The sequence below is a fragment of the Microbacterium sp. SA39 genome (genome assembly GCF_000967865.1).
Lineage (GTDB): Bacteria > Actinomycetota > Actinomycetes > Actinomycetales > Microbacteriaceae > Microbacterium.
The window spans coordinates 14,646-40,229 of sequence record NZ_JXRU01000030.1 but is presented as its reverse complement, the minus strand read 5'-3'; the positions used below and the strand labels follow the sequence as shown (position 1 = coordinate 40,229).

The window sequence follows — 25,584 nt, the reverse complement described above, 5'->3', positions numbered from 1 at the left end:
CGAACTAGCGTCATCAGTGCCACTTGATTTATTCGTACATATCTTCGAGGATGGATGCATGGGGATCGGGCTCGATGCGGCGACCGCGCTCTCTCCGACCAGCGACAATCGCGCCGGAGAGGTGCTCCGTCTGCGCCGCGAGATCAGCAGGATGCAGCGGCGGCGCAGCGATCACACCCTGCTCCCGATCGACCCCTCCCTCGCCGCGCTGCTGCCGGAAGAGGGTCTGCAGACAGGCACCGCCTACACGGTCTCCCCCTCGCCCGGTCTCGTGCTCGCCCTGCTCAGTGCGGCATCCCGGAAGGGACACTGGTGCGCGGTGGTCGGCATGCCCACGCTCGGCGTCGAGGCGGCCGCTGCCTTCGGCATCGACTTGGCACGACTCATCCTCGTCCCCGAGCCGGGGGAACGCTGGCTCGCGGCGACCTCCGCCCTGGCCGAGGTCGTCCCCCTGATCGTCGTGAACCCCGGGTCCCGTGCTCGCGACGCCGATGTCTCCCGGCTCAGTGCGCGGCTGCGTGATCGCGGATGCACACTGCTGGTCACGGAGTCGGCCGCTTCGCAGTGGCCGCAGAGCGAGGGCACGATCCGCATCCACGATCCGCACTGGCACGGCCTCGGCGCGGGCTGGGGGCTGCTCTCCGACTGCACCGTGACGGTGACGGCCACGACCCGGCACAGTCCCCGGCCGACGAGCGTGCGGGTGCAGCTGCCCGGTGGCCACGGCGCCGTCGAGGCCGCCGCGGCAGAGCTCACCGCGCTGCCCTCGCTCGGTGCCGAGACTGCAATATCCAGCAAACCGGCATCCGGCAGGCCCATGGTCGGCGACGACGCTCCGGCAGAGCTCCTGCATTGGGCGGAGGCGGGATGAACACTCCGCTCCGCGTCCTCGTGCTCTGGTTCCCGGACTGGCCGCTGCGCGCCGCTCTCGGCGGACCGCCTCCGCACCCGCCCACCGCGCTGGTGCAGGCGAACACGGTCGTCGCCTGCACAGCCTCTGCCCGAGAGCACGGCGTACGCACCGGACAGCGTCGCCGTGTCGCGCAGGGGCATCTCTCCTCGCTGCGGGTGCTCCCCCACGACCCCGCGCGTGACGAGCGCGCATTCCTCCCTGTGCTGCAGCTCATCGAGAAGCACGCCCCCGGTGTGACGCTGCTGCGCCCGGGGCTCGCCGTCCTCCGGTCCCGGGGAATCGCCCGGTATCACGGCGGTGAAGCCGAGGCCGCCGCGGCCCTCACCGCCGTGCTCGCCGACGCCGGCCTGCCGGAGGTGCGCATCGGTGTCGCCGATGGGCCCTTCACCGCCGAGATCGCCGCGCGGGGCCGCGATGCCTGCACCGTCGTCCCGCTCGGGCGATCGCAGGAGTTCCTGGCCCCCTATCCGGTGCAGGTGCTGCGTGACGAGCAGATCGCCGGCCTCCTCGCTCGACTCGGCGTGCGCACCCTCGGGGAGTTCACCGCGCTCGCCCCGCTCGACGTGCGCGACCGATTCGGGGAGCACGGCGCCCGTCTGCACGCGCTCGCCGCCGGAGCCGATTCCCGTCCGCTGACGCCTCGTCCACCCGATCCCGAGCTGGTGCGGAGCATCGAGTTCGAGACGCCGCTGGGCGGGACCGACCAGGTCGCCTTCGCCGTGCGGCAGACGGCGGATGCCGTGCTGCTCGCCCTGGGAGACGCCTCGATCGTCTGCACGGAGGTGCGGGTCGACATGACCGACGACAACGGGAAGGTCTTCTCCCGCACGTGGCTGCATCCGACCTGCTTCGACGCCTCCGACCTCGTCGATCGCGTGCGCTGGCAGCTGGAGGCGCTGGCCACGCAGTCGTCGAAGGAGCCCGTCGATGAGGCCCGGGCGTTCGGCGGCATCGTGGCGGTGCGGATCGTGCCGGTCGCCGTCGACGATGCCGCCCATCACCAGCCGGGGCTCTTCGGCTCCGGCACCGATGAGCGACTGCATCACGCGGTCTCCCGCGTGCAGACCATGCTGGGTCACCAGGGCGTGGTCACCGCCGCCCTCGCCGGGGGTCGCTGGCTCGCCGATCGCCAGGTGCTCACCCCGTGGGGCGAACGGCCCGTCCCCCCTCGGGATCCCGACTCGCCCTGGCCGGGCAGCCTTCCCGACCCGCTCCCCGCCGAGGTCTTCCTTCCCCCGCGCCCCATCGGGGTGCGGGGTGCCGACGGGGCTGTGATCAGCATCGACGAGCGCGGTGTCCTCTCCCAGGAGCCCGCCCGCATCGACGGTGCCGCTGTCCAGGCTTGGGCGGGTCCCTGGCCTGTGCACGAACGCCGCTGGGCACCCGACGGCGGCAAGGGCGGTCACCGGCTGCAGATCGTCGACGACCACGATCACGCCTGGCTCGTCTTCCGCACCGGCGAGCGCTGGTGGGCAGAGGGAAGGTATCGCTGATGGGCTGGCACAATCCGCCGCAGACCTGGAGCGAGCTCGAGCGCACCCTCAACGGAGAGGATCATCCTCCCCGGCAGGCGGTCGAGCCATCCGCCTCGCGCCCCGACCCCGGGCCGGTGAGCCGGCGCCGGCAGCGCACCCCGGTCACCGGGATATCCCGGCCGGTCGATGCAGTGCCCTATGCCGAGCTGCACGCGCATTCCTCGTACTCGTTCCTCGACGGCGCCTCCGCACCGGAAGACCTGCTCGCCGAGGCCGAGCGCCTCGGACTCACCGCGCTCGCGCTGACCGATCATGACGGCTTCTACGGCGCCGCCCGCTTCGCCGATCAAGCCGAGCTCATGAAGTCGCCGCTGCAGACGGTGTACGGCGCCGAACTGTCTCTCGATCTCCCCGGCCCCCAGCGCGGCAGCCCCGATCCCGCGGGCGCGCACCTGCTGGTCCTCGCCCGCGGGATGGAGGGCTACCACCGTCTCTCCGGCGCCATCACCACCGCTCAGCTGCGCGGCGGCGAGAAGGGGCGGCCGGTGTACGACCTCGACGAGCTGGCTGCGAGCGCGGGCGGCCAGTGGACGATCCTGAGCGGATGCCGCAAGGGCGCGGTGCGCCGGGGACTGGAAGCCGGCGATGCCGCGACTCCGCTCCGGCACCTCGTCGATCTGTTCGGCAGCGACCACGTCGCCGTCGAGCTCTTCGACCACGGAGACCCGCAGGACACCCGCCGCAACGACACCCTCGCCGAACTCGCCCGGCGGATGCGGCTGCCCGTCGTGGCGACGAACAACGTGCACTACGCCACTCCCGCACAGGCGCCGCTCGCCGAAGCGGTGGCAGCGGTCCGGGCGGTCCGCAGCATGGACGAGCTCGACGGGTGGCTACCCGCGCACGGTGGCGCCCACCTGCGCAGCGGGGCGGAGATGTCGGCGCGGTTCCAGCGCTATTCCGGGGCGATCTCGTACGGCCTCGAGCTGGCCGCGGCATCCGCCTTCCCCCTGCGACTCGCACGTCCGGCCCTGCCGAAGCAGAAGGTGCCGGACGGGCACACGCCGATGAGCTGGCTGCGTCAGCTGGTGTGGGAGGCCGTGCCGTCGAAGTATCCCCGACTGACGGAAGACCAGCACCGCCGGATCGAGCGGGAACTCGACGTCATCGAGGAGAAGGACTTCCCCGGCTACTTCCTCATCGTGCATGGCATCGTCGCCGAAGCGAGACGACGCGGCATCCTCTGCCAGGGCCGAGGATCCGCGGCGGCGAGCGCGGTCTGCTACCTGCTGGGCATCACCGCCGTCGACCCCATCCTCTACGCCCTCCCCTTCGAACGGTTCCTCGCGACCACCCGGGAGGAGGAGCCCGACATCGACGTGGACTTCGACTCGCGACGCCGGGAGGAGATCATCCAGTGGGTCTACGGGGAGTACGGCAGGGAGCGCGCAGCCCAGGTGGCGAACGTCATCCAGTACCGCCCGAAGAACGCGGTGCGCGACATGGCCAGGGCGCTCGGGCACTCCCCCGGGCAGCAGGATGCCTGGTCCCGTCAGGTCGACGGCTGGAGCACGGGACTCGAGCCCTCGGAAGGCCACGACATCCCTGAGAACGTGCTGGCGTACGCGGGCGAGCTGCTGAAGGCGCCGCGCCATCTCGGCATCCATTCCGGTGGCATGGTGCTCACCGCGCGTCCGGTCGGCGAGGTGGTGCCGGTCGAGCACGCCCGCATGGAGGACCGCACGGTGATCCAGTGGGACAAGGACGACGCCGCGTTCATGGGGCTGGTGAAGTTCGATCTGCTGGGCCTCGGCATGCTCGCCGCACTCCAGCACTGCTTTGACATGATCCTCGAGGCCACGGGTGAGAAGTGGACGCTCGAAGGCCTCCCCAAGGAGGAGCCGGCGGTCTACGACATGCTCTGCCGCGCGGATTCGATCGGGGTGTTCCAGGTCGAGTCCCGTGCGCAGATCGGCTTGCTTCCGCGGCTGCAGCCTCGGAGCTTCTACGACCTCACCATCCAGATCGCTCTCATCCGCCCCGGGCCCATCCAGGGAGGGGCCGTGCACCCGTTCGTCCGGCGCAAGATGGCGAAGGATCGTCTCGACGAGGAGAACCGGGAGCGAGCCACCCGCGGCGAGGCACCGGAGGAGTTCCCGATCCCCTACCCGCACAGCGATCTCGAGCCGATCCTGAAGCGCACCCTGGGGATCCCGATCTTCCAGGAGCAGCTCATCCAGATGGCCACGGCGGTCGGCGACTGCACGGCCGACGAGGCAGACCTGCTGCGCCGGGCCATGGGCTCGAAGCGGGGTCTGGAGAAGATCGAGCGGGTGCGGGAGAAGCTGTACGCGGGCATGGCGAGGCGAGGTCTCGACATGGACGCCTCGGACCGCATCTACGCGCAGATCCAGGCGTTCTCGAACTTCGGGTTCGCGGAATCCCATTCGCTGTCCTTCGCCCTGCTCGTCTATGCCAGTTCCTGGCTGAAGCTGCACTACCCCGCCGCCTTCCTCGCCGGGCTCCTGCGCTCGCAGCCGATGGGGTTCTACTCCGGGGCGACTCTGACCGCGGATGCGCGGCGGCACGGCGTCGAGGTCCGTCGTCCCGATCTGCATGCGTCCGGCGCCACCGAGACACTGGAGCCGCTGGAGCCGCTGGACGACCGCACCGTGCGGAGACCGACCGGACTCGACGACTGCCTCACCACCCCGCAGCCGCCGACGCTCCGGTTCGACAGAAGCGCTCCCGACGTCTCCGCCGACCACCGCCGTGATGGCGGGTACGCGGTGAGACTGGGACTCAGCGGCATCCGCGGGATCGGCGTGCCTCTGGCCGAGAAGATCGTCGCCGAGCGCGAGGCGAACGGTCTCTACCGCGACCTCCACGATCTGGTGCGGCGCACGGACGCCACCGCCGCTCAGCTGGAGGCTCTTGCCACTGCGGGAGCCTTCGCCTGCCTCGACCTCGAGCGGCGCGAGGCGATCTGGCTCGCGGGGGCGGCAGCTGACGACCGCTCGCGCTTCCTCCCCGGCACCTCTGTCGCCGTGCAACCGCCGCTGTTCTCCGATCAGACCAGCTTCGAGCGCCTCTCCGCCGACCTCTGGGCGACGGGTGTCTCGACCGATGACCACCCCCTGGCCCATTTCCGCGCGGCGCTGCTCGAGCGTGGCGTCCTGACAGCCGCCGATCTGCGCGGACACGAATCCGGTCGGCGGATCGAGGTCGCGGGCCTCGTCACCCACCGCCAGCGACCGGCCACGGCATCCGGCATCACGTTCATGAACCTCGAGGACGAGACCGGCCTGGTGAACGTGATCTGCTCGACCGGCGTGTGGAACCGCTTCCGACGCGTGGCTCGTGACTCACCGGCGCTCATCATCCGCGGCATCCTGGAGCGCTCAGAGGAAGGGGTCGTGAACGTGCTCGCCGACGCCTTCGAAGACCTGCGCACGGGACTCACGCATCGGTCGAGGGACTTCCGCTGATGCGTGTGCGGTCTCACACGCGCAGTGCCTCACCCGCGCAGGGTCTCACCAGAAGCGTTCGGGCTCCTCGACCGGAGGGCGATCCGAGCCGCCCCAGCGGTCGGCCTCCGCCTTGGCAGCATCCGCCGCGGCGTCGGCTCCGAGCAGGGCCCGCTTCGATCCCGCCGCGTCCTGCCCGATCGGGTCGACCCGCAGCACCGTGCGCCCTGGACCGCCGATCATCACTGTGCACTCGAGGACCCGCCCGATCCAGCGCGAGAACTCGCCGCGTACGTCATCCGAGCGGCGGTAGCGGATGCCGGTGTCGAGATCGGCGATCGAGAGCACGACGGCCTCTTCGTTGAGGGGGTCGATCTGCTCGATCACCTCGACGCGGTGGCCGTGCGCGATGGCGACCTGAGATGCGAACACGAGCAATCTGTCCATGAGTCCACCTTAGGGAGCACCGTGGAGAAGACAACCGGGGAATTGTTCGATCAACTTTCGAAAATATCTTTGTCCCCCAAATGGCGGACAAGACAAAAGAGCGCTAGTCTGCTATATGTAGCGGGGGCTATGGGCTGATGTCTGGGGAATCAGCCAAGAGTGCAGCGATATCTTCGCCGCCTCCCCAACCGTCCGGGTAGGGCGGTGGCCCTCTCGGCGACATCGTCTGGGGCGGCGTCATCGGGAGGGCATACCTCGCGCGCATCTCCGGCTCAGGTCACTCCCGAGGCCGGTCCTCATCGATCGGCACCTCTGAGCGCTGATCGACGAGATCTGCGGGATCCACCTCCGGGTCGTCGAATCCCGGAGGAGTCTCGGTGGCATCGACCTCCGGCTCCTCTTCGACATCGCGTTGCTGTTCCTCACGATCCGCGGTGGGCTTCTCGTCATCGATATGTTCGGTCTCGAAAGACATCTCGACTCCTTTCCTCGGTATGCCATCGACGATGCGCGCCTTCCGTTCCGCGTTCCAGGGGGTTGACGACAGGCCGGCATCGGCTTCCCTAGCGATCGCTCGGCCACGGGTCAATCCGCTGGGAGCGGAGATTCGTCGATGCGTACCGTGGCGACATGGCAGAAGATCATCCGCGCCCGCGAGGAAGAGCCCTGATCGGCGTATCCGGATGGCGCTATGCGCGCTGGCGCGGCGACTTCTACCCCGCGGGCCTCGCCCAGCGCCGAGAGCTCGAGTACATCGGTCAGCAATTCTCCACGGTCGAGCTCAACGGGTCCTTTTACTCCCTCCAGCGTCCCGAGAGCTACCGGCGCTGGCGCGACAGCGTTCCGGATGACTTCGTCTTCGCGGTCAAGGGCTCCCGCTACATCTCGCACATGCTGCGCCTTCGCGATGTGGAACAGGCTCTCGCCAACTTCTTCGCGTCCGGCGTGCTCGCCCTCGGTGCACAGTTGGGGCCGATCCTCTGGCAGTTGCCGGAGCGGCAGGAGTTCGATCCCGACGTCCTGGACGGATTCCTCGGCGCTCTGCCCCAGACGACCGGCGAGGCTCTGCGCCTGGCACGCGATCACGATGATCGGCTCGACGGCCGAGCATGGCTCGAGATCGAGGAGGACGCGCCGCTGAGGTATGCGCTCGAGCCGCGATCGGAGACGTTCGATGACGAGCGCTGCGTCAGCCTGCTGCGCGAACACGGCGTCGCGCTCGCAATCGCCGATACCGCGGGCCGGTGGCCGCGTTTCGAGGCGCTGACCGCAGACTTCGTGTACGTCCGGCTGCACGGCGCCGACGTGCTGTACCACAGCGGCTACAACGAGCCGCAGCTCAGCGAGTGGGCCGCGCGGATCGCCGAGTGGACGGGTGGGGACGCATCCGCCGAAGCCCCGGCGCGCGACGTGTACGTGTACTTCGACAATGACGCACAGGGCCACGCGCCGCACGACGCGCAGCTGCTGGACCGGCTCGTCCGGGAGCGGTGAGCCGCAGCGGTACGGAGGGCAGCGTCACGCCCGCATTCTCGAGCGGGCGTGATCGCCGCCTCAACCGGCGGTGTCGGTGCGGTAGCGCGTCTTCCCGGCGACGATCGTCTGCACCACGCGGGCGTCGAGCAACGACGCCGGCCCTTTGGCGAACGGGTCGGTGTCGAGCACGATCAGGTCGGCCGCGAAGCCCGGCGCGATGCGGCCCCGCCAGTCACCATCGCCGACGGATGCCGCGGCGTCGCGCGTCGCGTGCCCGATCGCGGCCGCGAGAGGCAGCGCGAACTGCGGATGTATCGCAGCCACCGACCGATCGAGCGCCGAGGCGCGGGTCGATGCGACGTACATGTTGGCCAGGGCCTCATGCGGAGCGGTCGGCGCATCCGTCGAGAAGGCCAGCAGCGCTCCGGCATCCTCGTATTCCTGCCACGGGAACGCACGGTCGACGCGGTCGTCGCCCAGCATCTCGGCCCAGTTCGCGAAGATCGCGGGATCGCTGTGCACGGGCTGCATCGACGCGGTGACACCGAGACGGGCCATCCGCTCGGCCGTCCCGGGAGCCGCGTACTCGAGGTGCTCGATGCGGTGACGCCGTGGACGGGCCCCGTTCACCGCGATCGCGTGCTCGATCGCATCGAGTGCGATCTCGCTCGCGAGGTCGCCGATCGCGTGCTGCGCGATCTGCAGGCCCGCGGCATCCGCTGCCGCGACGACCGGATTCAGCTGCGCGACCGGCCAGATGGGTGCAGCATTCGTTCCGTCGGCGTACGGATGCCGCATCGCCGCGGTGCACGCATCGATCACGCCGTCGAGGATCAGCTTGATGCCGACGACGCGGACCCCGGAGGACGCCGTCTCGCGCGCGAGCTCGGCCGCGCGCGAGACCTGAGCGAGGTTCTCGGCGTCGTCTCCGGTGTTCGTGATGATCCAGTGGGCCGCGACGCGGATCGGCAGCTCTCCGCCATGCCGCTCCTCGGCACGACGGAGTGCATCCAGCCCGAACTCGTCGAAGGCCATGTCGATCGCGCCGGTCACCCCGGCCGCCAGGTACGCCTCGATGACGCGCTCGACGTCGGCATCGCGGTCGGTGTCGGTCGTGGTCGCGTCCCTGTGCGCCCAGGCGTACTGGGTCGCTGCGGTCTCGTAGAGGAGTCCGGTCGGCTCCCCTGCGGCATCCCGTGCGAAGTGTCCGCCGATCGGATCCGGAGTGTCGCGGGTGATGCCCAGCTCGACCAGCGCCGCGCTGTTGACCCAGCAGGAGTGGTAGTCGTTCGCGTCGAGATAGACGGGGATGTCATCGACCACCGCGTCGATCATCGCCGCGGTCGGGGCGCCGTCCGGCACCGAATCGAAGAGCCAGCCACGGCCCCGCAGCACCGCGGCATCCGGATTCGCCGCCCTCGCTTCGCGCAGCAGTGCCTGGATCTCGTCGAGCGATCGCGCGGCGGTGAGCGGCACCTGGCCGAGTGCGGCGCCCGCCATGAGGAGGTGGGTGTGGGCGTCGGTGAATCCGGGGAGCACGAGCCGCCCCTCGAGGTCGACCGTCTCATCGGCGGGCGGCGCATCCGCACGCGTACCGACGTAGGTGATCGTCTCGCCATCGATCACGAGAGACTCGGCCCAGGCGCGAGCCGGGTCGTCATCCGCGGTGAAGATGCGTCCGTTGAGGTAGCGGGTGGTCACGGTCGACCGTCCTTTCCGAGTGGGGTGCGCAGCAGGCCGGCGTAGAGCGCCGCGGCGACGAGCATGCCGACGGGCACCGACAGGTCGATGTAGCCGGTGAGTTCGGCGATCGGACCGCTCCAGACGCTCGTCGACAGGCACAGCGCGGTCGCGATGCCGCCGGCGAAGAGCGCGGTGATGCCGGGGATGCTCCATCCCGCCGAGTACCAGTACCGGCCGCCGGGTCGGTCGTGGAAGAGGTCGACGCCGTCGTAGTCGTAGCGGCGCAGGATGACGTCGACGACGAAGATCGCCATCGCCGGCCCCGACACGACGACGAGGAACTGCAGCATGAGGTTCGCCGCCTCCACGAGGTTCGAGGCCAGCACGAGGTAGATCGTCAGCGCCGTCCCGACCACACCCACGATGATCGCCGCGGGGATGCGGCGCAGCCGGAAGCCGATGGCCTGGAGCGCCATGCTCGACGTGTACGCGGTCATGGCGTTGAGCGCGATCGTGTTGATGACGACGCCGATCACGAGCACCGGACCGAGCCACGCCGGCAGCAGATCCAGCAGGGCGACGTCGATGCCGGTCTCGAATGCGGCGGTGCTCAGCCCCGTCGCCAGCAGCACTCCGACGGTGGTGAAGACGATGAAGGGGATGGCCCCTCCGAGGGCGGTCGCGGCGGTGATGTGCGAGGGCTTGGTGTCGCGAGGGAGGTAGCGGGCGATGTCGGGACTGTTGATGAACGACAGTGGAGTCGAGGCGAGGATCGTGAAGCCGATCGAGATCGCCGACCAGAGTGCGGCACCGCTCAGGGGCTCAGGGGCTGCGTACTGCCAGTAGACGGTCGGCAGGATGAAGCCCGCGACCGCGAGGAAGATCACGAACAGGGCGGCGGCCATGTACGGGTACGCGCGCAGGATCAGGCCGTGGCCGAAGATCGCCACGAGGATGGTGATGGCCGCGACGACGACCGTGACGCCGATCGGAACCCAGATCGGGTCGTCCATGCCGGCGCGTCGCAGCAGGTCGGCTCCCATGAACGACGAGGCGAGCCAGGTCAAGGACAGGAAGACCGCGCCGATGAACCATCCGACGACGGCGACGAAGAGGCGGTTGCCGAGGATGCCGTACATCGCCCGCGTCACGACCGAGCCCGAGGTCCCGGCGGCCGGTCCGCTCCCGGCGATGATGCCGGGCAGGATCCAGAGGAGGGAGGCCGCGACGATCACCGCGATCGCCTGCCAGATCTCGAGGCCGAGGAGGATCAGGGATGCGCCGATCGTGAGGTTCAGGATGCTGACGCTCGGGGCCGCCCAGATGAGGAAGAGGTCGCGCGCTCTGCCGTGGCGTTCGGCGTCGTCGATCAGCTCGATGCCGCGCGTCTCGGGGCGCGATGCGGTGTCGAGGGTCTCGACGTCAGGGAGTGCGTTCCGGGTCATGGAGTTCCTTTCGGGAGGAGAGCGCCATTGCTATTGGTCACATGCCCAATGGACTATTGGTCACTCATTCAATAGCATGGGTGAGGTGACGTCAAGCACTTCTTCTCACGCGACTCCCCCGCGAACCCGCAAACCCCCGGAAGAGCGGCGGGAGGACATCCTCGCCTGCGCGGCGGCGATTGCCATCGAGGAGGGTCTCGAGCGCATCACGCTGCGCGCGGTCGCCGCGCGGCTCGGTGTGCGGCCCGGGCTGATCACCCACTACTTCCCCGTGGCCGAAGATCTCGTGGTTGCGGCGTTCGCCCGGGCGGCGGTGCTCGAACGCGAGCAGTTCTTCACGTCGGACGGCACTCCCCTGCAGCGCCTGGCGCACTTCATCGATCACGTCGAGCGCGGTCGCTCCCTCCCGCTGGCACGGCTCTGGCTGAACGCGCGGCACCTGGCGCGTTTCAGTCCGACGCTCGACGCCGAGTTGGAGGTGCAGGACGCCCTCGACCGGGAGGGGCTGACGGCCATCATCGAGGACGGCATCGACTCGCGGGACTTCGGAGACGTGGATGCCGAGGCGGCGTGCATCCGGATCCTGATCGCGCTCGACGGCGGCGGATCATACGTGAACGCGTCGACGCAGATCGAGCATCCGGCGCACACGCAGGTCGTCGCTGATGTGGCGGAGTGGGCGCTGGGGTTGGAGTCCGGGGTGCTGCGGCAAGCGATCGAGCGGGCGACTCCGGGCTGAGCGACGCGTCCTCCACCCACCGGGGTCGGGTTGCGACGACTCAGGCGCGACCGACGGCTCAGCGACTGAGCTGCGACTCGGCGACCGCCTCGGCGGCACCCTGCGACCGCCGCCTTCGCAGGAGAAGCGTGAGGATGCTGAGATGCGGGAATTCGATGAGCATGCCAAGGACGATCGCCGCGTGCACGAGGGGCTCGTCGGGCAGAGCGATCGTCGTGACCGCGAGCATGAGTGGGGCGTTCCGTGCCGAAGTGGTCATCGTCAGCAGCGCGTGCTCTGCGGGACGCAAGCGGAACAGGATGCGGACGCCCTCCCCCAGCGCGTAGATCACCACGAAGAAGAGGAACACCACCACCAGCACCCAGGCGAAGGATGCCGGGTCGGCGAGGATCGTCCCGACGTTGCCCGCGAAGATGGCAGCGATCACTGCGGCGATGATCGCGGGGATCGCGCGGTCCACCCCGGCCGCGATCCGGGAGCGTGCTATGGCGGCGATCGTCAGATGCAGTACCAGTCGCGCGCCGAGGCCGATCGCAGCGGGCAGGACGAACCACGTCAGCAGCGTGGGGGCGGCCGTTGTCAGGACCGTGTCGACGTGCTCTCCGGCGAAGAGACCCAGCCAGACGGGGTAGAGCAGAAGCTGGAGAACGAGCTGCACGGGGATGAGCGCGGCGCCAGTGGTGGTGTCGCCGCCGGCCAGGCGGGTGAAGCCCAGGAACCAGTCGGTGCACGGCGCGAGGCAGTAGATCAGCACCCCGAGCCGCAGGGCCTCACCCGGGAGCAGCGCGGTGAGCACCAAAGCGACCAGCGGCACGATGAGGAAGTTCATGCCGAGGGCGAGCAGCATCGTCCGCGGCGCGCGACGCAGACTCGAGAGTCCATCCAGGCGCAGAGTGAAGAACAGGGCTCCGACCAGGACGAGGATCAGTGGGTCGGCGAAGGCAGACACTCTCGTCGCCGCCGCAGGCGCGAAGGCACCGAGCAGACTCCCCGTCGCTATGGCTACGAGGAAGAGTCCGGCGACCGCGCTGGAGCGCAGCGCGGCGGTCAGCACGCGCACTCCACCCCACAGCAGGACAGGTCGTCGGTCAGCATGCCGGCCGCGCGCCACGCCTCGAGCGCGCCGACATCCTTGCCGGCCCTCTCTCCGATGATGCGGGCGATGTGCGCGAAACGCTGCCGGAACTTGTAGATGAAGCAGAACTTCAGGCCCCCGTGACGGATCGCCGGCCCGGAGAGGAAGAGCCCAGAGGCCAGCGTCGACTGGTCATCCTTATCGAGATCCGGCCACCCGTCTGCGCGCTGAGCGAAGAGTCCCTCGACCGGGCCCAGGCCTGGTCCGTATCCCGTCGCGGCGATCGGCCGGGAATCGATGCGGATGCGGTTGCCGTCATCCAGCCGGACCACGAACTCGTCGCCATCGCGTTTGATGGATCCGGCGTGCGCACCGATCAATGTGAGTCGCCCGGTCTCGAGCGCCGCGCTCAGCCGCACTCGCGATCGCGGCGCGAGTCGGAACGACGGGTCCGAGCCCGTTCCGGCGTCCCACGGGGTCGAGCCGTCGACCACGGTCACGTGGGCGCCCCGCTCGACATGGTGACACGCGATGTCGAGGCCCGACTCGTACCCGCCCATGACCAGTGCCCGGCCGGTCCGCGGCTCCCAGGCTTCTGGGGCGCGAGCGAGGTCTGCGAGACCGGTGCCGGCGACGCGCGGTTCGAGAGGCTGGTGGAACTCTCCCCCGGCCCAGACGAGAGATCGAGCCAGCACCGGGCCGCGCGCGCACTGGACCTCGAAGCCGTCCTCGCGCGCGGTCACCGCCGTGGCCTCTGTGCCATCGAGCACCGGAACACCGAAGTGCTTCACAACGCTGCGCAGGTACTTCGCGTACTGGCCACCCGTCTGGTAGTCGACACCGAGACTGAAGGCCGGAGAGGTTTCCGGATGCACGGCGTTGAGGTCGGTGGCGCCGAAACCGTTGCCGGTGAAGGACGGCGTGAGGAACGTCTGCTCGGTGGGCCAGTCGAGGAAGGTCTGCCCGATCTGGCCGCGCTCGATCACGCCGAATGTCAGGCCTTCCACCGCCGCGAGGGCGAGAGCTGTTCCGATGCCTGCGGGGCCGGCGCCGATGACGAGAGCGTCGAGAATCTGAGGGGGTGTCGACATGGGGTCGCAATCTTGTTGAGAATGGTTCTCAATAGAGTAGACAGCGATGCCTGGGGAAGCGAATCGGTGACGAGACGAGAGGGCGCGTGCGAAGCCGCCTTAACGAGAAAGAGGCTCGGAACCTCGCGATCTTCGCGTGATTCCGAGCCTCTCGATGGTCGGGCTGACAGGATTTGAACCTGCGACCCCTTGACCCCCAGTCAAGTGCGCTACCAAGCTGCGCCACAGCCCGTTGTTCCGCACTTGCGCGCGGGCAACTCCCCTATCTTAGCCTGACCGAGCGGTGCTCCGCGAACCGGTCCGTTGCGGGTGTCGGACGCTCAGCGTAGCGTCGCTGGCATGGCGACGATCACGACCGAGGTGGCGACCACCGCCCGCTGGGACGACGTTCAGCACGCACTCACCGGGGGCGGCGACGGCGCCAGTTGCCAGTGCATCTGGCCGATGCTGAGCAACAAGGACTGGAACGAGACGACCACCCCGCAGCGGACCGAGATGCTCCGCGCCGAGATCGATGAAGGCCCTCCACCGGGAATCATCGCGTATGTCGACGGCGAGGCCGCAGGGTGGATTCGGATCGGCCCGCGCACGAAGCAGGCGCGCATTCCGCGCACGCGCATCATCGCCGCCGCGACGCCAGAACCATTCGACGACGACTCGGTCTGGGCCGTGACCTGCTTCGTCGTCCGACGCGAGCACCGCGGTTCCGGTCTCAACCTCGAACTGCTGCGCGCGGCGGTCGACTACGCCCGCGAATCAGGTGCGCGGCTGATCGAGGGCTACCCCGTCGACACCGGCGGCGAGAAGCAGCGCAGCAACGATCTGTTCCACGGAACCGTGCGCACGTTCCTCTCGGCAGGATTCACCGCGACCACCGAGCTCAAGCCCGGACGCGCCCTCGTCACGCTGAAACTCCGCTCGTGACCGATGAGTTGGAGCTGCCGGCGGCGATGGGCAGGGTGGCCCGCCGCGAGCTGGCCCTCCGCGGATTCACGCGTCTCGAACAGTTCGACGGCGCCTCCGAGAAAGAGCTGCTCGCGATCCACGGCGTCGGACCGAAAGCCATCCGCATCCTCCGTGAACACCTCGAACCGGAAGGCCGGCGCCTGGCGCTGTGACCGAGCGCTAGCGTGAAGACATGAGTGACGAGCATCCGACCATAGACGATCCCGAGCTCGGCATCCTCACCCGCGCGACCACGGAGCTGACCGACGAGAGCGTCCTGACGCATGACTGGTACGGCCGCACGATCGTCGTCGACGGCGACGAGATCGAACTCATGATCGAGGGCACGGATCCGAGTGAGATCGCCGCGCTCCTCCCCCGCGTGCGCGAGACCGTCACCCATCTCGTGTCACTGCGGCGCATCGCCTCGGATGCCGTGGTCACGGCCTTCAGCAACGGCGAGCCTGAGCCCCACGAGCTGGACGAGGCAGCATCCGACCTCTCCCTCGAGACGATCGAGGCGGCAGCGGACGGCATGATCATCCTGCATCTGATCGATGGGTGTGGCGACCACTTCCCGGAAGGCTACTGGCCGGCCGTGCATCTCGGTGCGGGTGGCGATGTCGATCAGGTCACCGTCGAGTCCTGATCCGTCGGGTTCGATCGTGCCCCGACCATACGATGGGGAGATGCAGCGCCGCACACTTCCTCCGTCGACCGCGTGGGCGTTCGCGCCCTACATCGCGGTCTCGGTCCTGCATGCGGCGCTTCTCGTCATCGACAGCTCGGCGGCTGAGACGACCAAGCTGCTTCTGATGCCCCTGTTGGCCATCCCCGTGCTGCTGTCCGCGTCGCGCCTGGCTCCACGCGCAGCGGTGATTCTTCTGCTGGCTGCGTTGTTGTTCTCCTGGCTGGGAGACAGCGTGGGAGCACTCTTCCCTATGGCCCCCGAACTGCCGCTCATGCTGCTCTTCTTCGGCATCGCGCACCTGGCATACATCCTGTTGTTCGTTCGCGACCTCGCGAAGCGACGGATGCCGTGGTGGGCGTTGGTGTACGCGGGCTGGTGGGTCGGGATGCTCGTCTTCCTCGGACCGCACACCGGCGGCCTACTGATCGCCGTCGCGGTCTACGGACTCGTTCTCGCTGGGACGGCTGCCTTCTCCGCCCGATGCCACCCGCTCGTCGCGGTGGGCGGTGCGTTCTTCCTGGCCAGCGACACGATCCTCGCCTGCCGCCTGTTCCTGCCCGACGGCCTGCCCGCGTGGAGCGATCCGGCGATCATGCTCACGTACATCCTCGGCCAGGGACTCATCGTCGCCGGCGCACTGGTCACTCTGCAGAGAAGGAGCTCGTGATGGTGGACTCCGCGAGGGTCGACAGCTGGCTCTGGGCCGTCCGCGTCTACAAGACGCGCTCGGCGGCGACGACCGCATGCCGCGCGGGGCATGTACGCGTGAACGGTGAGAAGGTGAAGGCTGCTCAGGCCATCCGTATCGGGGATGAGGTCCGTGTCCGGATCTCCGGTTTCGACCGGATCCTCGGCGTTCGCCAGATCCTCGTGAAGCGCGTCGGTGCTCCTGTGGCGGCTCTGGCATATGAGGATCGCACGCCCGAACGCGAGCCTCAGGCAGCGCTCGGCCTCCGCGATCGAGGTGCGGGCCGGCCCACGAAGAGGGAGCGACGCGACATCGACAAGCTGCGCGGACGAGACGAGTTCTTCCTCGACTAGTATGCTGCCATATTCGAACATCTGTTCTAGTCTGGGGGTATGGCCCCGCAGCGGACGGATCTCGACCTCGATCTCGAGGAACGCCGTCGTGTGCTGGACACGTGGGTGGAGAAACAGCGACAGGTCGCTGTCTTGGAGGCAGAAGCGTGCGCGTTGTTGGTGGAGCAGATCGGGTTCCATGACGCGGATGTCGCGGAGAGTCCCTTTCACCGGGATGCGATCTACCGGTCGATGGTCGCGGAGTTCTCCGCCGCGGGTCGAATCCCGAAGGGGTCGATGGAGTTCGCGTTCACCGACGCCCGTACCTTGAGCGAAGAACTCCCCGCGGTGCGGGCGGCATTCCGGTCGGGGCGGGTGAGCGCGGGGCATGTGCGACAGATCGCCCGGGCGAGCGCGATCGTGTCCGAAGCGATTCGCAACAAGAAAGTGGATGCCGACGTGATGGGACTGTATGAGGCGGCGATGCTGGTGTACGCCGAGCGGGAGACCGCGGCCCGCACGGGTGCGCACGCGAAGCAGGTCGCCGCCGCCCTCGTCGGGGAGACCGTCGTGGAGCGGCACCAGCGGGCGTCCGGGGAACGGAGTGTGAGCATCCGCTCCGTCGGCGACGGCCTTGCCCTGCTGTCCGCGGTGCTCCCGGAATGGGCCGCTGTCGCGATCAAAGACCGCCTCGACCAGATGGCACGCCACGTGATGAACACCCGCGACGACCGGGACCCGTCCCTGGCCGCGTGGGCGTTCGACGATGACAGTGACACGATCACCTCGGACGACATCGCCCCGGACGATCCGGCGTTCGCCCTGTTCGCGGGCCTCTTCGATGACGTGAGCGACGGGCACGACGTGATCCACGGGAACGGGACCTTCGCCGTCGACCCCGACGCCAACGTCCAGCGCATCCCAGCGGATACCCGCACGTGGGATCAGGTCCGGGCCGACCTGTTCATGGACCTGCTGCTCGCCGCCGACCCCAGCACCGCGCAGGGGGCCGGGCTCGACAACATCCAGGGCCGCATCCAGGTCACCGTCCCCGGCAGCACCCTCACCGGTGCCGACACCCGCCCCGCCCTCCTCGACGGCCACGGGCCGCTGCACCCCGACATCGCCCGCGCCCTCGCGGGCCGGAACACCGGCTGGTCACGCCTGTTCCTGGACCCCGACGGCATGGTCACCGAAACCGACACCTACACCCCGACCGCGCAGATGCGCCGATTCCTCCGCGCCCGCGACCAGCACTGCCGATTCCCCGGATGCCGCATGCCCGTGCACCGGTGCGACATCGACCACACCCACGACCACGCACGCGGCGGCAGAACCCGGCTGAGCAACCTCGCCCATCTCTGCCGCACCCACCACACCCTCAAACACCCCGACATCCCCGACAGACACCGATGGACCGCCCGACAACACCACGACGGCACCCTCACCTGGCACAGCCCCCTCGGACGCGAATACCGAGACAACGCGCCACCACGCGTCATGTTCACCTGACATGAGGGCCAGCAGTCGGATGCGAGAGTCAGCAACCCGCGCGGGAGAGCAGACCGCGACCGTGCAACCGAAAGCTATTTCCCCGCGCGGTCCGCCTGCGCCAGCAGGTCCACGAGCCAGCCTGCCGAGCGCACCTGCGAGGCACCCGCACGCTCGACCCGCTCGCGAAGGGCCCGATCGCTCGTCACCGCGAGCACCGTTTCCCCCGCCGCGACCCGCCGTTCCACCTCCGCGACGATCGCATCGTCACCCGAAGCTTCGGCGTTCACGACCGACACCGAGCCGGCATCCAATCCGGAAGCGATTCCGCGCGCCTGCCCCTCGAGCACCAACGACACCGAGGGGAACCACAGGTGGCCCTCCAGCCCGAGATCCCGTGCGGGGAGAGCGAGACCCTCCAGGCGCGCACGCAGACGCGAAGCCGCGCCGGCACGATCCTTCCACCAGCCGTTCGGTACGGAGCCGACGACGTTCGCGCCATCGACGACGACCACGGGCCGCACCTCGAGCTGCGCGCGCAGCGCGGACCACGCGGCCCCGAATCCCGGGTGCAGGGGCAAAGACGAGACCTCATCCACTGGCACCCACTCGAGCGCGACGCTCTCGGGGTCGCTGATCACCGGATCGAACGGAACCTGCACGTCGGCGATGACCGTGGTGTACGCCCAGATGTCCAGGTCGAGCACACTGGTGAACCGGGGGCGGACGGCGCCGTTCGGCACCCCCGCCTCCTCCTGCGCCTCGCGGATGGCACCGAGAATGGCCGATTCCCCCTCATGGAGCGCTCCACCGGGCAGACCCCATGTGCCACCGAAGTGGCTCCACGACACCCGATGCTGCAGCAGGATGCCGCGGGCAGGGTCGAACGCGAGAAGCCCGGCCGCGCCGAAACGCCCCCAGTACTTCTCCCCCGTCTCCGCGACCACCCAGGCATCGCCGGGGTTCCGCGGCCCGTCCGGGCGACGCGGTTCACCGCTGGCAGGAGGTTCGACAGTCACCCCTTCAGCCTTTCACAGCATCCGGGCATCGGCATCGCAGACCGCAACAGGCGGGAACAGCTCAGCGCTGACGCTTCTCGCGCACGCGCATGTTGACCACGATCGGCGTTCCCTCGAACGAGTAGATCTCGCGCAGGCGGCGCTGGATGAACCGGCGGTAGCCCGGGTCGAGGAAGCCCGTGGTGAACAGCACGAACGTCGGCGGGCGCGTCGACGCCTGGGTGCCGAACAGGATACGCGGCTGCTTGCCACCACGCAGCGGGTGCGGGTGCTCGGCCACGAGCTCGGCCAGGAAGGCGTTGAACTTGCCTGTCGGGATACGGCGATCCCAGTTCTCGAGCGCCGTCTCCAACGCGGGGACGAGCTTGTCGAGGTGACGACCGGTCTTCGCCGAGATGTTCACGCGCGGGGCCCAGGCGACGTGCGCCAGGTCCTGCTCTATCTCACGCTCGAGATAGCGACGACGGTCGGCGTTCTCGAGGTCGTCGTCGTTCAGACGGTCCCACTTGTTGAAGGCGAGCACCAGGGCACGACCCGACTCCAGCACGAGGTCGATGATGCGCACGTCCTGCTCGCTGATCGTCTCCGAGACGTCGAGCACGACGACGGCGACTTCCGCCTTCTCGAGCGCGGCAGAGGTCCGGAGCGACGCGTAGAAGTCGGCACCCTGCGCCATATGCACGCGGCGACGGATGCCGGCCGTGTCAACCAGCCGCCACATCTTGCCGCCCAGCTCGACGACCTCGTCCACCGGGTCGCGAGTCGTTCCGGCCAGCTCATTGACGACGACGCGCTCTTCACCGGCGGCCTTGTTCAGCAGCGACGACTTCCCGACGTTCGGCCGGCCGAGGATGGCGACACGACGGGGTCCGCCGAACTCCTGCTTCGCGACGGCCGAGACCTCGGGAAGCTTCTTGAGCACTGCGTCGAGCAGGTCCGCGACGCCGCGGCCGTGAATGGCCGACACGGGGTACGGCTCACCGAGACCGAGGCTCCACAGAGCCGCAGCCTCCGGCTCCTGCCGCGTGTCGTCGATCTTGTTCGCGACGAGGAACACCGGCTTGCCGCTCTTGCGCAGCAGCTTCACGACGTGCTCATCGGTCGACGTCGCGCCGACCATCGCATCCACCACGAACAGCACCATGTCGGCGAGGTCGATGGCGATCTCCGCCTGCATCGCGACCGAGCGGTCGATGCCGCGTGCGTCGGGCTCCCACCCGCCCGTGTCGACGATCGAGAAGCGGCGGTCCGCCCACTCCGCCTTGTAGGTCACGCGGTCGCGGGTCACGCCGGGTGTGTCCTCCACGACGGCCTCGCGACGGCCCAGGATGCGGTTCACGAGCGCGGACTTGCCCACGTTCGGCCGACCGACGATCGCCACGACCGGCAGCGCAGGGCTGAACATGATCCCGTCTTCGCCCATGGTGATGCCCGCGAGCAGCGCGGCATCCTCATCGTCCAGGTCGTAGTCCGCCAGACCCGCGCGAAGGGTCTCGGCGCGCTGGTCTGCGAGCTCCTCGTCGATCAGCTCCATCTTCTCGGCGAGCTGGTCGGGGCCGCCTTCGTAATCGTCGTCAGCCACTGTGTGCTCCTCGGTGTTGCTCGATCACCGAGAGAACGGCGTCGATGGTCTGGGAAAAATCAAGGTCCGTCGAGTCGACGACCTCGACGCCGTCCGCGGCGTTGAGGAAGTCCACGACGGCACTGTCTGATGCATCGCGCTTGTGCAGCGCTGCGGCGACGGCATCCGCATTCTCACCGGCGAGTTCGCCGGCACGTCGAGCGGCCCGTACCTCGGGAGCCGCGGTCAGCAGGATCCGCACGGGCGCGTCGGGCGCGACCACGGTCGTGATGTCGCGGCCCTCGACCACCACCGCCGGATACGCGGCGTCGGAGACGAGAGAGCGGAAGAGCTCATTCACCTGGGCGCGCACCTCGGCGACCCTGGCGACCCCGCTCACGGCCCCGGAGACGCGCGGATCGCGGATCGCCTCGGTGACCTCGACGTCGCCGACGCGCACGGTGCGGTCGTCGGGGTCGAGTCCGAGAACGACCGGGAAATCGGATGCCGCGGCGCGCACAGCGTCCGCATCGGCCGTGTCCGCGCCCCGGTCGAGCACGTGCCAGGCGAGCGCCCGATAAGCCGAACCGGTGTCGAGGTAGCCGAAACCGAGCCGCCGCGCGACGGCCTTCGACACGCTCGACTTGCCCGAGCCGGCCGGCCCGTCGATCGCGATGAACTTGGTGGCGTCCGTGAAGGAGAGCGAGGTGTCAGTCATTGGTGTTCCCTGCAATCCGCCATCCGCGATCCTGTAGGCCTGTGATGGCTCCGTGCAGCGCCGCCGGCTCGACGCTGATCTCCGCCAGACCGAACTGGGCGCCGGGCGAGTGCTCGAGCCGCAGGTCTTCGACGTTGACCCCGAGCTCGCCGAGTTCGCCGAACAGGCGCCCGAGCTGACCGGGGGTGTCGTCGATCATGACGATGAGCGACTCGAACCGTCGGTTCTGGCCGTGCTTGCCCGGCAGACGGTCGACACCGTCGTTGCCCTGGCGGATCGTCTCGGCGACGACGCGACGTGCTCCTGGTGCACCGGGCTGACGGAGAGCATCGGAGATCACACCGAGATCCGCGGCCAGCGCATCGAGGATCTCCACGACGGGGCCGGCGTTGGCACCGAGGATCTGGACCCAGAGCTCGGGGGCGGATGCCGCGATGCGCGTCGTGTCGCGGACTCCCTGACCGGCCAGGCGCAGCGCGCCCTCTTCGGCACCGGCGAGGCGCGCGGCGAGGAGGCTGGCGACGACCTGGGGTACATGCGAGGTGAGCGCGACCGAGCGGTCGTGCTCCTCCGGCGTCATCTCGAGGGGCATCGCGCCCACATCGAGCGCGAGCGCCTCGACGAGCGCGAGATCCGCAGCCTTCGTCTCCTCATCGCGGCAGACCACCCACGGGCGGCCGATGAACAGGTCGGCGCGCGCGGAGATCGCTCCCCCGCGCTCACGACCGGCCAGTGGATGCGAGCCGATGTAGCGCGTGAGATCGACTCCGCGGGCCTGCAGCGTGCGGAACGGCTCGAGCTTGACGCTCGCGACATCGGTGACGACGGCATCCGGGTATCGCGCGAGCTCCGCCTCGATCACGTCGGCGGTGACGTCGGGCGGCACGGCCACGACGATCAGCGACGGCGCATCGTCATCGGCGCCCAGCCGACCGGCGCCGTAGTCGACAGCGAGACGCAGCTGGGCGGGTGACGCGTCGGTCAGGACGACGTCGACACCCTTGGCGCGCAGGGCGTGCCCGACGCTCGCACCGAGCAGACCGGTGCCGACGATGCGGACGGTGCCGGACAGGCGGGGCGCGACGGCACCGGCCTTCCGCACCGTGGGCGCACTCGTCGTATCGGTCACTCGTTCTCCTGCTGCTCGCCTGGCGCCTCAGCGGCGTCGGAATCCTGGCGCGACAGAGTCAAGAGCGCACCGAGTTCGATTTTACTCAGTTCCCGCGACTTCCCCGCAGGGAGCGTTCCCAGGTGCAGGGGGCCGAACTGCCGGCGGACCAGCTCGGTGACCGGGTGGCCGACGGCGGCCAGCATGCGGCGCACGATGCGGTTGCGCCCGGAGTGCAGCGTCAGCTCCACCAGGCTCGACCCGCGAGACGTGTCCAGCAGGCGTGCTTTGTCGGCCGCGATCGCGCCGTCTTCGAGCTCGATGCCCTTCGTGAGCTTCGAGATCGTCTGCGGCAGGACCGTTCCCTCGACCTTCGCGATGTAGACCTTGGTCACGCCGAACGACGGATGCGCCAGCACATGCGCCAGCTCGCCGTCATTCGTCAGGATCAGCAGCCCGCTCGTCTCGGCGTCGAGCCGGCCGACGTTGTACAGCCTCTCCTCGTAGTCCGCGGTGAACTGGCGGAGGTCCGGGCGACCGTTCTCGTCCTTCATGCTGCTGACGACGCCGGTCGGCTTGTTGAGCATCACGTAACGCTTCGAGACGTCGAGCTGCACGGCGGTGCCGTCGACGTCGACCAGGTCGCGCTCCGGGTCGATCCGACGGCCGAGCTCCTCGACCACCACGCCGTTCACGCGGATGCGTCCCTCGGTGATGTAGTTCTCGACGACGCGGCGCGACGCCACTCCGGCGGCGGCGAGCACCTTCTGCAGGCGTACGCCCTCGGGCTGGCTTTCGGTCGCTGAGCCTGTCGAAGCGTCGCTCATCGGATGGTCCCTTCGTCGAAGCCGTCTGCGCCGTCGTCGAGAAGCGGCGAGATCGGGGGCAGCTCGTCGAGTGAGTTGATGCCCAGGTGCTGCAGGAGTGCGTCGGAGGTGCCGTAGTTGATCGCACCGGTCTCAGAGTCGGCGAACAGCTCGGTGATCAGTCCGCGCGCGAGCAGCGTGCGCACAACCGAGTCGACGTTCACCGCACGGATCGAGGCGACCTGGCTGCGGGTGACCGGCTGCTTGTAGGCGATCACGGCGAGGGTCTCGAGCGCGGCCTGCGACAGCCGAGCCGGAGCCTGACCGCCGATGAACTCGGCCACGAGGTCGTCGTGGTTCTCGCGCACATAGAGCCGCCAGCCGCCGCCCACCTCGCGCAGCTCGAAGCCGCGACGCGGGCCGTGCCCTCGCCCGTCGTAGTCGTCGACGAGGGTCTCGAGCGTCTGGCGCACGGCGGGCACCGGCGACCCGACGGCGGCCGCCAGCGCCACGAGACCGATCGGCTCGTCCACGATGAGGAGGATCGCCTCGACGCGTTCGGAGAGGGGCGTGTCCCGCACGGCCTCCTCGATCACGGAAGAGCTCGAAGAGTCATCGGTCATAATCGGCTCCCAACGTCGCCAGAGTCTCGTCCGACCAGGTGTCGGCTGCCCAGCGGAGCGTGAGCTCGCCGAGCGGTTCCAGTTGTTCGAAGGACAGCGCCGCGTGACGATACAGCTCCAGCACCGAGATGAAGCGCGCGACCACGATGCCCGGCTCGGTGACGCCTGCGACGAGTTCGCGGAAGCTCACGGATTCGGTGCTGCGCAGCAGCGTCACCACGATGGCCGCCTGTTCGCGGATGCTGATGAGCGGCGCGTGCAGGTGGTCGAGGCCGACATGCGGGATCTCCTTCGGCGCGAACGCGAGAAGGGCGAGAGCGGCGAAGTCGTCGACGGTGAGCGTCCAGACGAGTTCCGGCGTCTGCCGCCGGTGCTTCTCGTCGAGGCGCACCGCCCGCACGTGCCGCCGATCCTCCCGCTGCAGGCAGCGGGCGAACCAGGCGGAGACCTCCTTGAACGCCCGGTACTGCAGGAGACGCGCGAACAGCAGGTCGCGTGCTTCGAGCAAAGCCACCGCCTCGGCATCCACCAGCTCCCCCTGAGGCAGGAGTCCGGCGACCTTCATGTCGAGCAGGGTCGCCGCGACGACGAGGAACTCGGATGCCTGATCTAGTTCCTCATCATCGTCGAGATGGCTCAGATAGGCGATGAAATCGTTGGTGACCGCACTCAGCGAGACCTCGGTGATGTCCATCTCGTGCTTCGAGATGAGGTTCAGCAGCAGGTCGAACGGACCGTCGAAGTTCGTCAGGGAGACGCGGAAGCCCGCAGTCTCCTCGACGCCCTCGACAGGCTCGGGCGCGTCGGCGAGAGGATTCTGCTCAGGCGACGGCGCCACGGGCGACCAGCTCCCGCGCCAGCCGCAGGTAGGCCTGGGCGGCGGCGTGCTCCGGAGCGAACTCGGTGATGGGCACGCCGGAGACCGAGGCGTCGGGGAACTTCACCGTACGGCCGATCACCGTCTCCAGCACGTCGTCGCCGAAGGTCTCGACCACCCGCTCGAGCACCTCTCGCGAGTGCAGGGTGCGCGAGTCGTACATCGTCGCCAGCAGTCCGTCCATCGTGATCGACGGGTTCAGGCGGTCCCGGACCTTGTCGATGGTCTCGATCAGCAGGGCCACTCCGCGCAGCGCGAAGAACTCGCACTCGAGCGGGATGATCACGCCGTGTGCGGCGGTGAGGGCATTGACGGTGAGCAGTCCGAGCGACGGCTGGCAATCGACGAGGATGACGTCGTACTCCCCCGCGACCTGACGGAGAACACGCGCGAGGATCGTCTCGCGCGCGACCTCGTTCACCAGGTGAACCTCGGCAGCCGAGAGATCGATGTTCGCGGGCATCACGTCGAGGCCCGCGACGCCGGAGGAGACGATCGCGTCATGCGCGTCGCGCTTCGTGTCGAGCAGCAGGTCGTAGACCGTGGGCACATCGTGCGTCTGGATGCCGAGACCGGCGGAGAGCGCGCCCTGCGGATCGAAGTCGACGGCGAGCACCTTGCGGCCGTACTCAGCGAGAGCCGCCGCGAGGTTGATGGTCGTGGTCGTCTTGCCGACGCCACCCTTCTGATTGCAGAGCGCGATGATGCGGGCAGGTCCATGCGACTTCAGCGCGGCCGGGGTCGCGAACCCGTGATACGGGCGTCCGGTGGGTCCCAAGGGGGTCTCGTCGGCCTTCTCTGCCTTCGCCCTGGACTTCGCCGCTTTCTCAGCCACCGGTTCTCCTGCTCCTTCGTGCTTGGTCGATTCTAGCGGCCGCCCCTGCGCCCGGCCTTCCGGCACGCGCGACCGCCAT

Annotated in this window: 25 protein-coding genes and 1 tRNA gene; 11 read left to right on the top strand and 15 right to left on the bottom strand. The window is 68.9% G+C overall.

What is annotated here, in order from left to right:
* Window positions 1-58 precede the first annotated feature (58 nt).
* Genes RS85_RS06095 through RS85_RS06085 form a run of 3 tightly spaced genes read left to right on the top strand, consistent with a single transcriptional unit; the run spans window position 59 to window position 5,876 of the window.
* The gene (locus RS85_RS06095) at window positions 59-871 is read left to right on the top strand and encodes a hypothetical protein (protein WP_046012552.1); all 813 of its coding nucleotides are present in this window, start codon (window positions 59-61) and stop codon (window positions 869-871) included.
* Entirely contained in the window at window positions 868-2,406 is a 1,539-nt protein-coding gene (locus RS85_RS06090; RefSeq protein ID WP_046012551.1) for a DNA polymerase Y family protein, read from the top strand. The genes RS85_RS06095 and RS85_RS06090 overlap by 4 nt, the downstream gene beginning before the upstream one ends.
* On the top strand, window positions 2,406-5,876 hold the full coding sequence (locus tag RS85_RS06085) for an error-prone DNA polymerase (protein ID WP_046012550.1): 3,471 nt from the start codon (window positions 2,406-2,408) through the stop codon (window positions 5,874-5,876). Before RS85_RS06090 ends, RS85_RS06085 begins: the two co-directional genes overlap by 1 nt.
* Before the next feature lie 45 nt (window positions 5,877-5,921).
* Here the strand turns inward: RS85_RS06085 and RS85_RS06080 are convergent, their stop codons facing one another.
* Together RS85_RS06080 and RS85_RS06075 are read right to left on the bottom strand one after the other, a co-directional pair.
* Window positions 5,922-6,302 carry a hypothetical protein gene (locus tag RS85_RS06080; protein WP_046012549.1) on the bottom strand — a complete coding sequence of 127 codons (381 nt, stop codon included), beginning with the start codon at window positions 6,300-6,302 and terminating at the stop codon, window positions 5,922-5,924.
* A 277-nt stretch (window positions 6,303-6,579) separates the two neighbouring features.
* Window positions 6,580-6,777 (bottom strand): hypothetical protein, encoded by a 198-nt coding sequence (locus RS85_RS06075; protein WP_046012548.1) that lies wholly within the window; start codon window positions 6,775-6,777, stop codon window positions 6,580-6,582.
* Window positions 6,778-6,932: 155 nt separating this feature from the next.
* Here RS85_RS06075 and RS85_RS06070 point away from each other — a divergent pair, with 155 nt between their 5' ends.
* Window positions 6,933-7,796 carry a DUF72 domain-containing protein gene (locus tag RS85_RS06070; RefSeq protein ID WP_046012547.1) on the top strand — a complete coding sequence of 288 codons (864 nt, stop codon included), beginning with the start codon at window positions 6,933-6,935 and terminating at the stop codon, window positions 7,794-7,796.
* Between the two features lie 60 nt (window positions 7,797-7,856).
* Here the strand turns inward: RS85_RS06070 and RS85_RS06065 are convergent, their stop codons facing one another.
* Window positions 7,857-9,479, bottom strand: a complete 1,623-nt coding sequence (locus RS85_RS06065) for an amidohydrolase (protein ID WP_046012546.1) — start codon at window positions 9,477-9,479, stop codon at window positions 7,857-7,859.
* A complete protein-coding gene (locus RS85_RS06060) occupies window positions 9,476-10,906 on the bottom strand; it encodes a purine-cytosine permease family protein (RefSeq protein WP_046012545.1) in 1,431 nt (476 codons plus the stop codon). Before RS85_RS06060 ends, RS85_RS06065 begins: the two co-directional genes overlap by 4 nt.
* A gap of 76 nt (window positions 10,907-10,982) precedes the next feature.
* Here RS85_RS06060 and RS85_RS06055 point away from each other — a divergent pair, with 76 nt between their 5' ends.
* Window positions 10,983-11,645 (top strand): TetR/AcrR family transcriptional regulator, encoded by a 663-nt coding sequence (locus RS85_RS06055; RefSeq protein ID WP_046012544.1) that lies wholly within the window; start codon window positions 10,983-10,985, stop codon window positions 11,643-11,645.
* Window positions 11,646-11,703: 58 nt separating this feature from the next.
* On the opposite strand, the gene RS85_RS06050 is transcribed toward RS85_RS06055, so the two are convergent.
* The 3 genes from RS85_RS06050 to RS85_RS06040 form a co-directional block, all read right to left on the bottom strand.
* On the bottom strand, window positions 11,704-12,699 hold the full coding sequence (locus tag RS85_RS06050; RefSeq protein WP_052703455.1) for an arsenic resistance protein: 996 nt from the start codon (window positions 12,697-12,699) through the stop codon (window positions 11,704-11,706).
* A complete protein-coding gene (locus tag RS85_RS06045; protein WP_046012543.1) occupies window positions 12,693-13,811 on the bottom strand; it encodes an NAD(P)/FAD-dependent oxidoreductase in 1,119 nt (372 codons plus the stop codon). The genes RS85_RS06050 and RS85_RS06045 overlap by 7 nt, the downstream gene beginning before the upstream one ends.
* 155 nt (window positions 13,812-13,966) lie before the next feature.
* Window positions 13,967-14,043 (bottom strand) — tRNA-Pro (locus RS85_RS06040).
* Between the two features lie 107 nt (window positions 14,044-14,150).
* Between RS85_RS06040 and RS85_RS06035 the strand changes: the two genes are divergently transcribed.
* The 6 genes from RS85_RS06035 to RS85_RS06010 are packed head-to-tail and all read left to right on the top strand — an operon-like array spanning window position 14,151 to window position 17,979.
* Window positions 14,151-14,735 (top strand): GNAT family N-acetyltransferase, encoded by a 585-nt coding sequence (locus RS85_RS06035; protein ID WP_046012542.1) that lies wholly within the window; start codon window positions 14,151-14,153, stop codon window positions 14,733-14,735.
* Window positions 14,732-14,929, top strand: coding sequence for a hypothetical protein (locus tag RS85_RS06030; RefSeq protein WP_046012541.1), 198 nt, complete (start codon window positions 14,732-14,734; stop codon window positions 14,927-14,929). Before RS85_RS06035 ends, RS85_RS06030 begins: the two co-directional genes overlap by 4 nt.
* Before the next feature lie 20 nt (window positions 14,930-14,949).
* Window positions 14,950-15,405, top strand: a complete 456-nt coding sequence (locus RS85_RS06025; protein WP_046012540.1) for a hypothetical protein — start codon at window positions 14,950-14,952, stop codon at window positions 15,403-15,405.
* Between the two features lie 40 nt (window positions 15,406-15,445).
* On the top strand, window positions 15,446-16,114 hold the full coding sequence (locus RS85_RS06020) for a lysoplasmalogenase family protein (protein ID WP_046012539.1): 669 nt from the start codon (window positions 15,446-15,448) through the stop codon (window positions 16,112-16,114).
* Window positions 16,114-16,488 carry an RNA-binding S4 domain-containing protein gene (locus RS85_RS06015; RefSeq protein WP_046012538.1) on the top strand — a complete coding sequence of 125 codons (375 nt, stop codon included), beginning with the start codon at window positions 16,114-16,116 and terminating at the stop codon, window positions 16,486-16,488. Before RS85_RS06020 ends, RS85_RS06015 begins: the two co-directional genes overlap by 1 nt.
* Window positions 16,489-16,527: 39 nt before the next feature.
* Entirely contained in the window at window positions 16,528-17,979 is a 1,452-nt protein-coding gene (locus RS85_RS06010) for an HNH endonuclease signature motif containing protein (RefSeq protein ID WP_046012537.1), read from the top strand.
* A gap of 74 nt (window positions 17,980-18,053) precedes the next feature.
* Here the strand turns inward: RS85_RS06010 and RS85_RS06005 are convergent, their stop codons facing one another.
* The 8 genes from RS85_RS06005 to RS85_RS05970 form a co-directional block, all read right to left on the bottom strand.
* The gene (locus RS85_RS06005) at window positions 18,054-18,977 is read right to left on the bottom strand and encodes an NUDIX domain-containing protein (RefSeq protein ID WP_046012536.1); all 924 of its coding nucleotides are present in this window, start codon (window positions 18,975-18,977) and stop codon (window positions 18,054-18,056) included.
* A 61-nt stretch (window positions 18,978-19,038) separates the two neighbouring features.
* The gene (der, locus tag RS85_RS06000; protein WP_235282361.1) at window positions 19,039-20,511 is read right to left on the bottom strand and encodes a ribosome biogenesis GTPase Der; all 1,473 of its coding nucleotides are present in this window, start codon (window positions 20,509-20,511) and stop codon (window positions 19,039-19,041) included.
* Between the two features lie 40 nt (window positions 20,512-20,551).
* Window positions 20,552-21,256, bottom strand: a complete 705-nt coding sequence (gene cmk / locus RS85_RS05995) for a (d)CMP kinase (RefSeq protein ID WP_046012534.1) — start codon at window positions 21,254-21,256, stop codon at window positions 20,552-20,554.
* Window positions 21,249-22,385 (bottom strand): prephenate dehydrogenase, encoded by a 1,137-nt coding sequence (locus RS85_RS05990; protein WP_200894794.1) that lies wholly within the window; start codon window positions 22,383-22,385, stop codon window positions 21,249-21,251. The genes cmk and RS85_RS05990 overlap by 8 nt, the downstream gene beginning before the upstream one ends.
* Entirely contained in the window at window positions 22,382-23,191 is an 810-nt protein-coding gene (locus RS85_RS05985) for a pseudouridine synthase (RefSeq protein WP_046012533.1), read from the bottom strand. The genes RS85_RS05990 and RS85_RS05985 overlap by 4 nt, the downstream gene beginning before the upstream one ends.
* On the bottom strand, window positions 23,188-23,793 hold the full coding sequence (gene scpB, locus RS85_RS05980; protein WP_046012532.1) for an SMC-Scp complex subunit ScpB: 606 nt from the start codon (window positions 23,791-23,793) through the stop codon (window positions 23,188-23,190). The genes RS85_RS05985 and scpB overlap by 4 nt, the downstream gene beginning before the upstream one ends.
* Window positions 23,783-24,631 (bottom strand): segregation and condensation protein A, encoded by an 849-nt coding sequence (locus tag RS85_RS05975; RefSeq protein ID WP_046012531.1) that lies wholly within the window; start codon window positions 24,629-24,631, stop codon window positions 23,783-23,785. The genes scpB and RS85_RS05975 overlap by 11 nt, the downstream gene beginning before the upstream one ends.
* Window positions 24,615-25,505, bottom strand: a complete 891-nt coding sequence (locus tag RS85_RS05970; RefSeq protein WP_046012530.1) for a ParA family protein — start codon at window positions 25,503-25,505, stop codon at window positions 24,615-24,617. Before RS85_RS05970 ends, RS85_RS05975 begins: the two co-directional genes overlap by 17 nt.
* Window positions 25,506-25,584 lie beyond the last annotated feature (79 nt).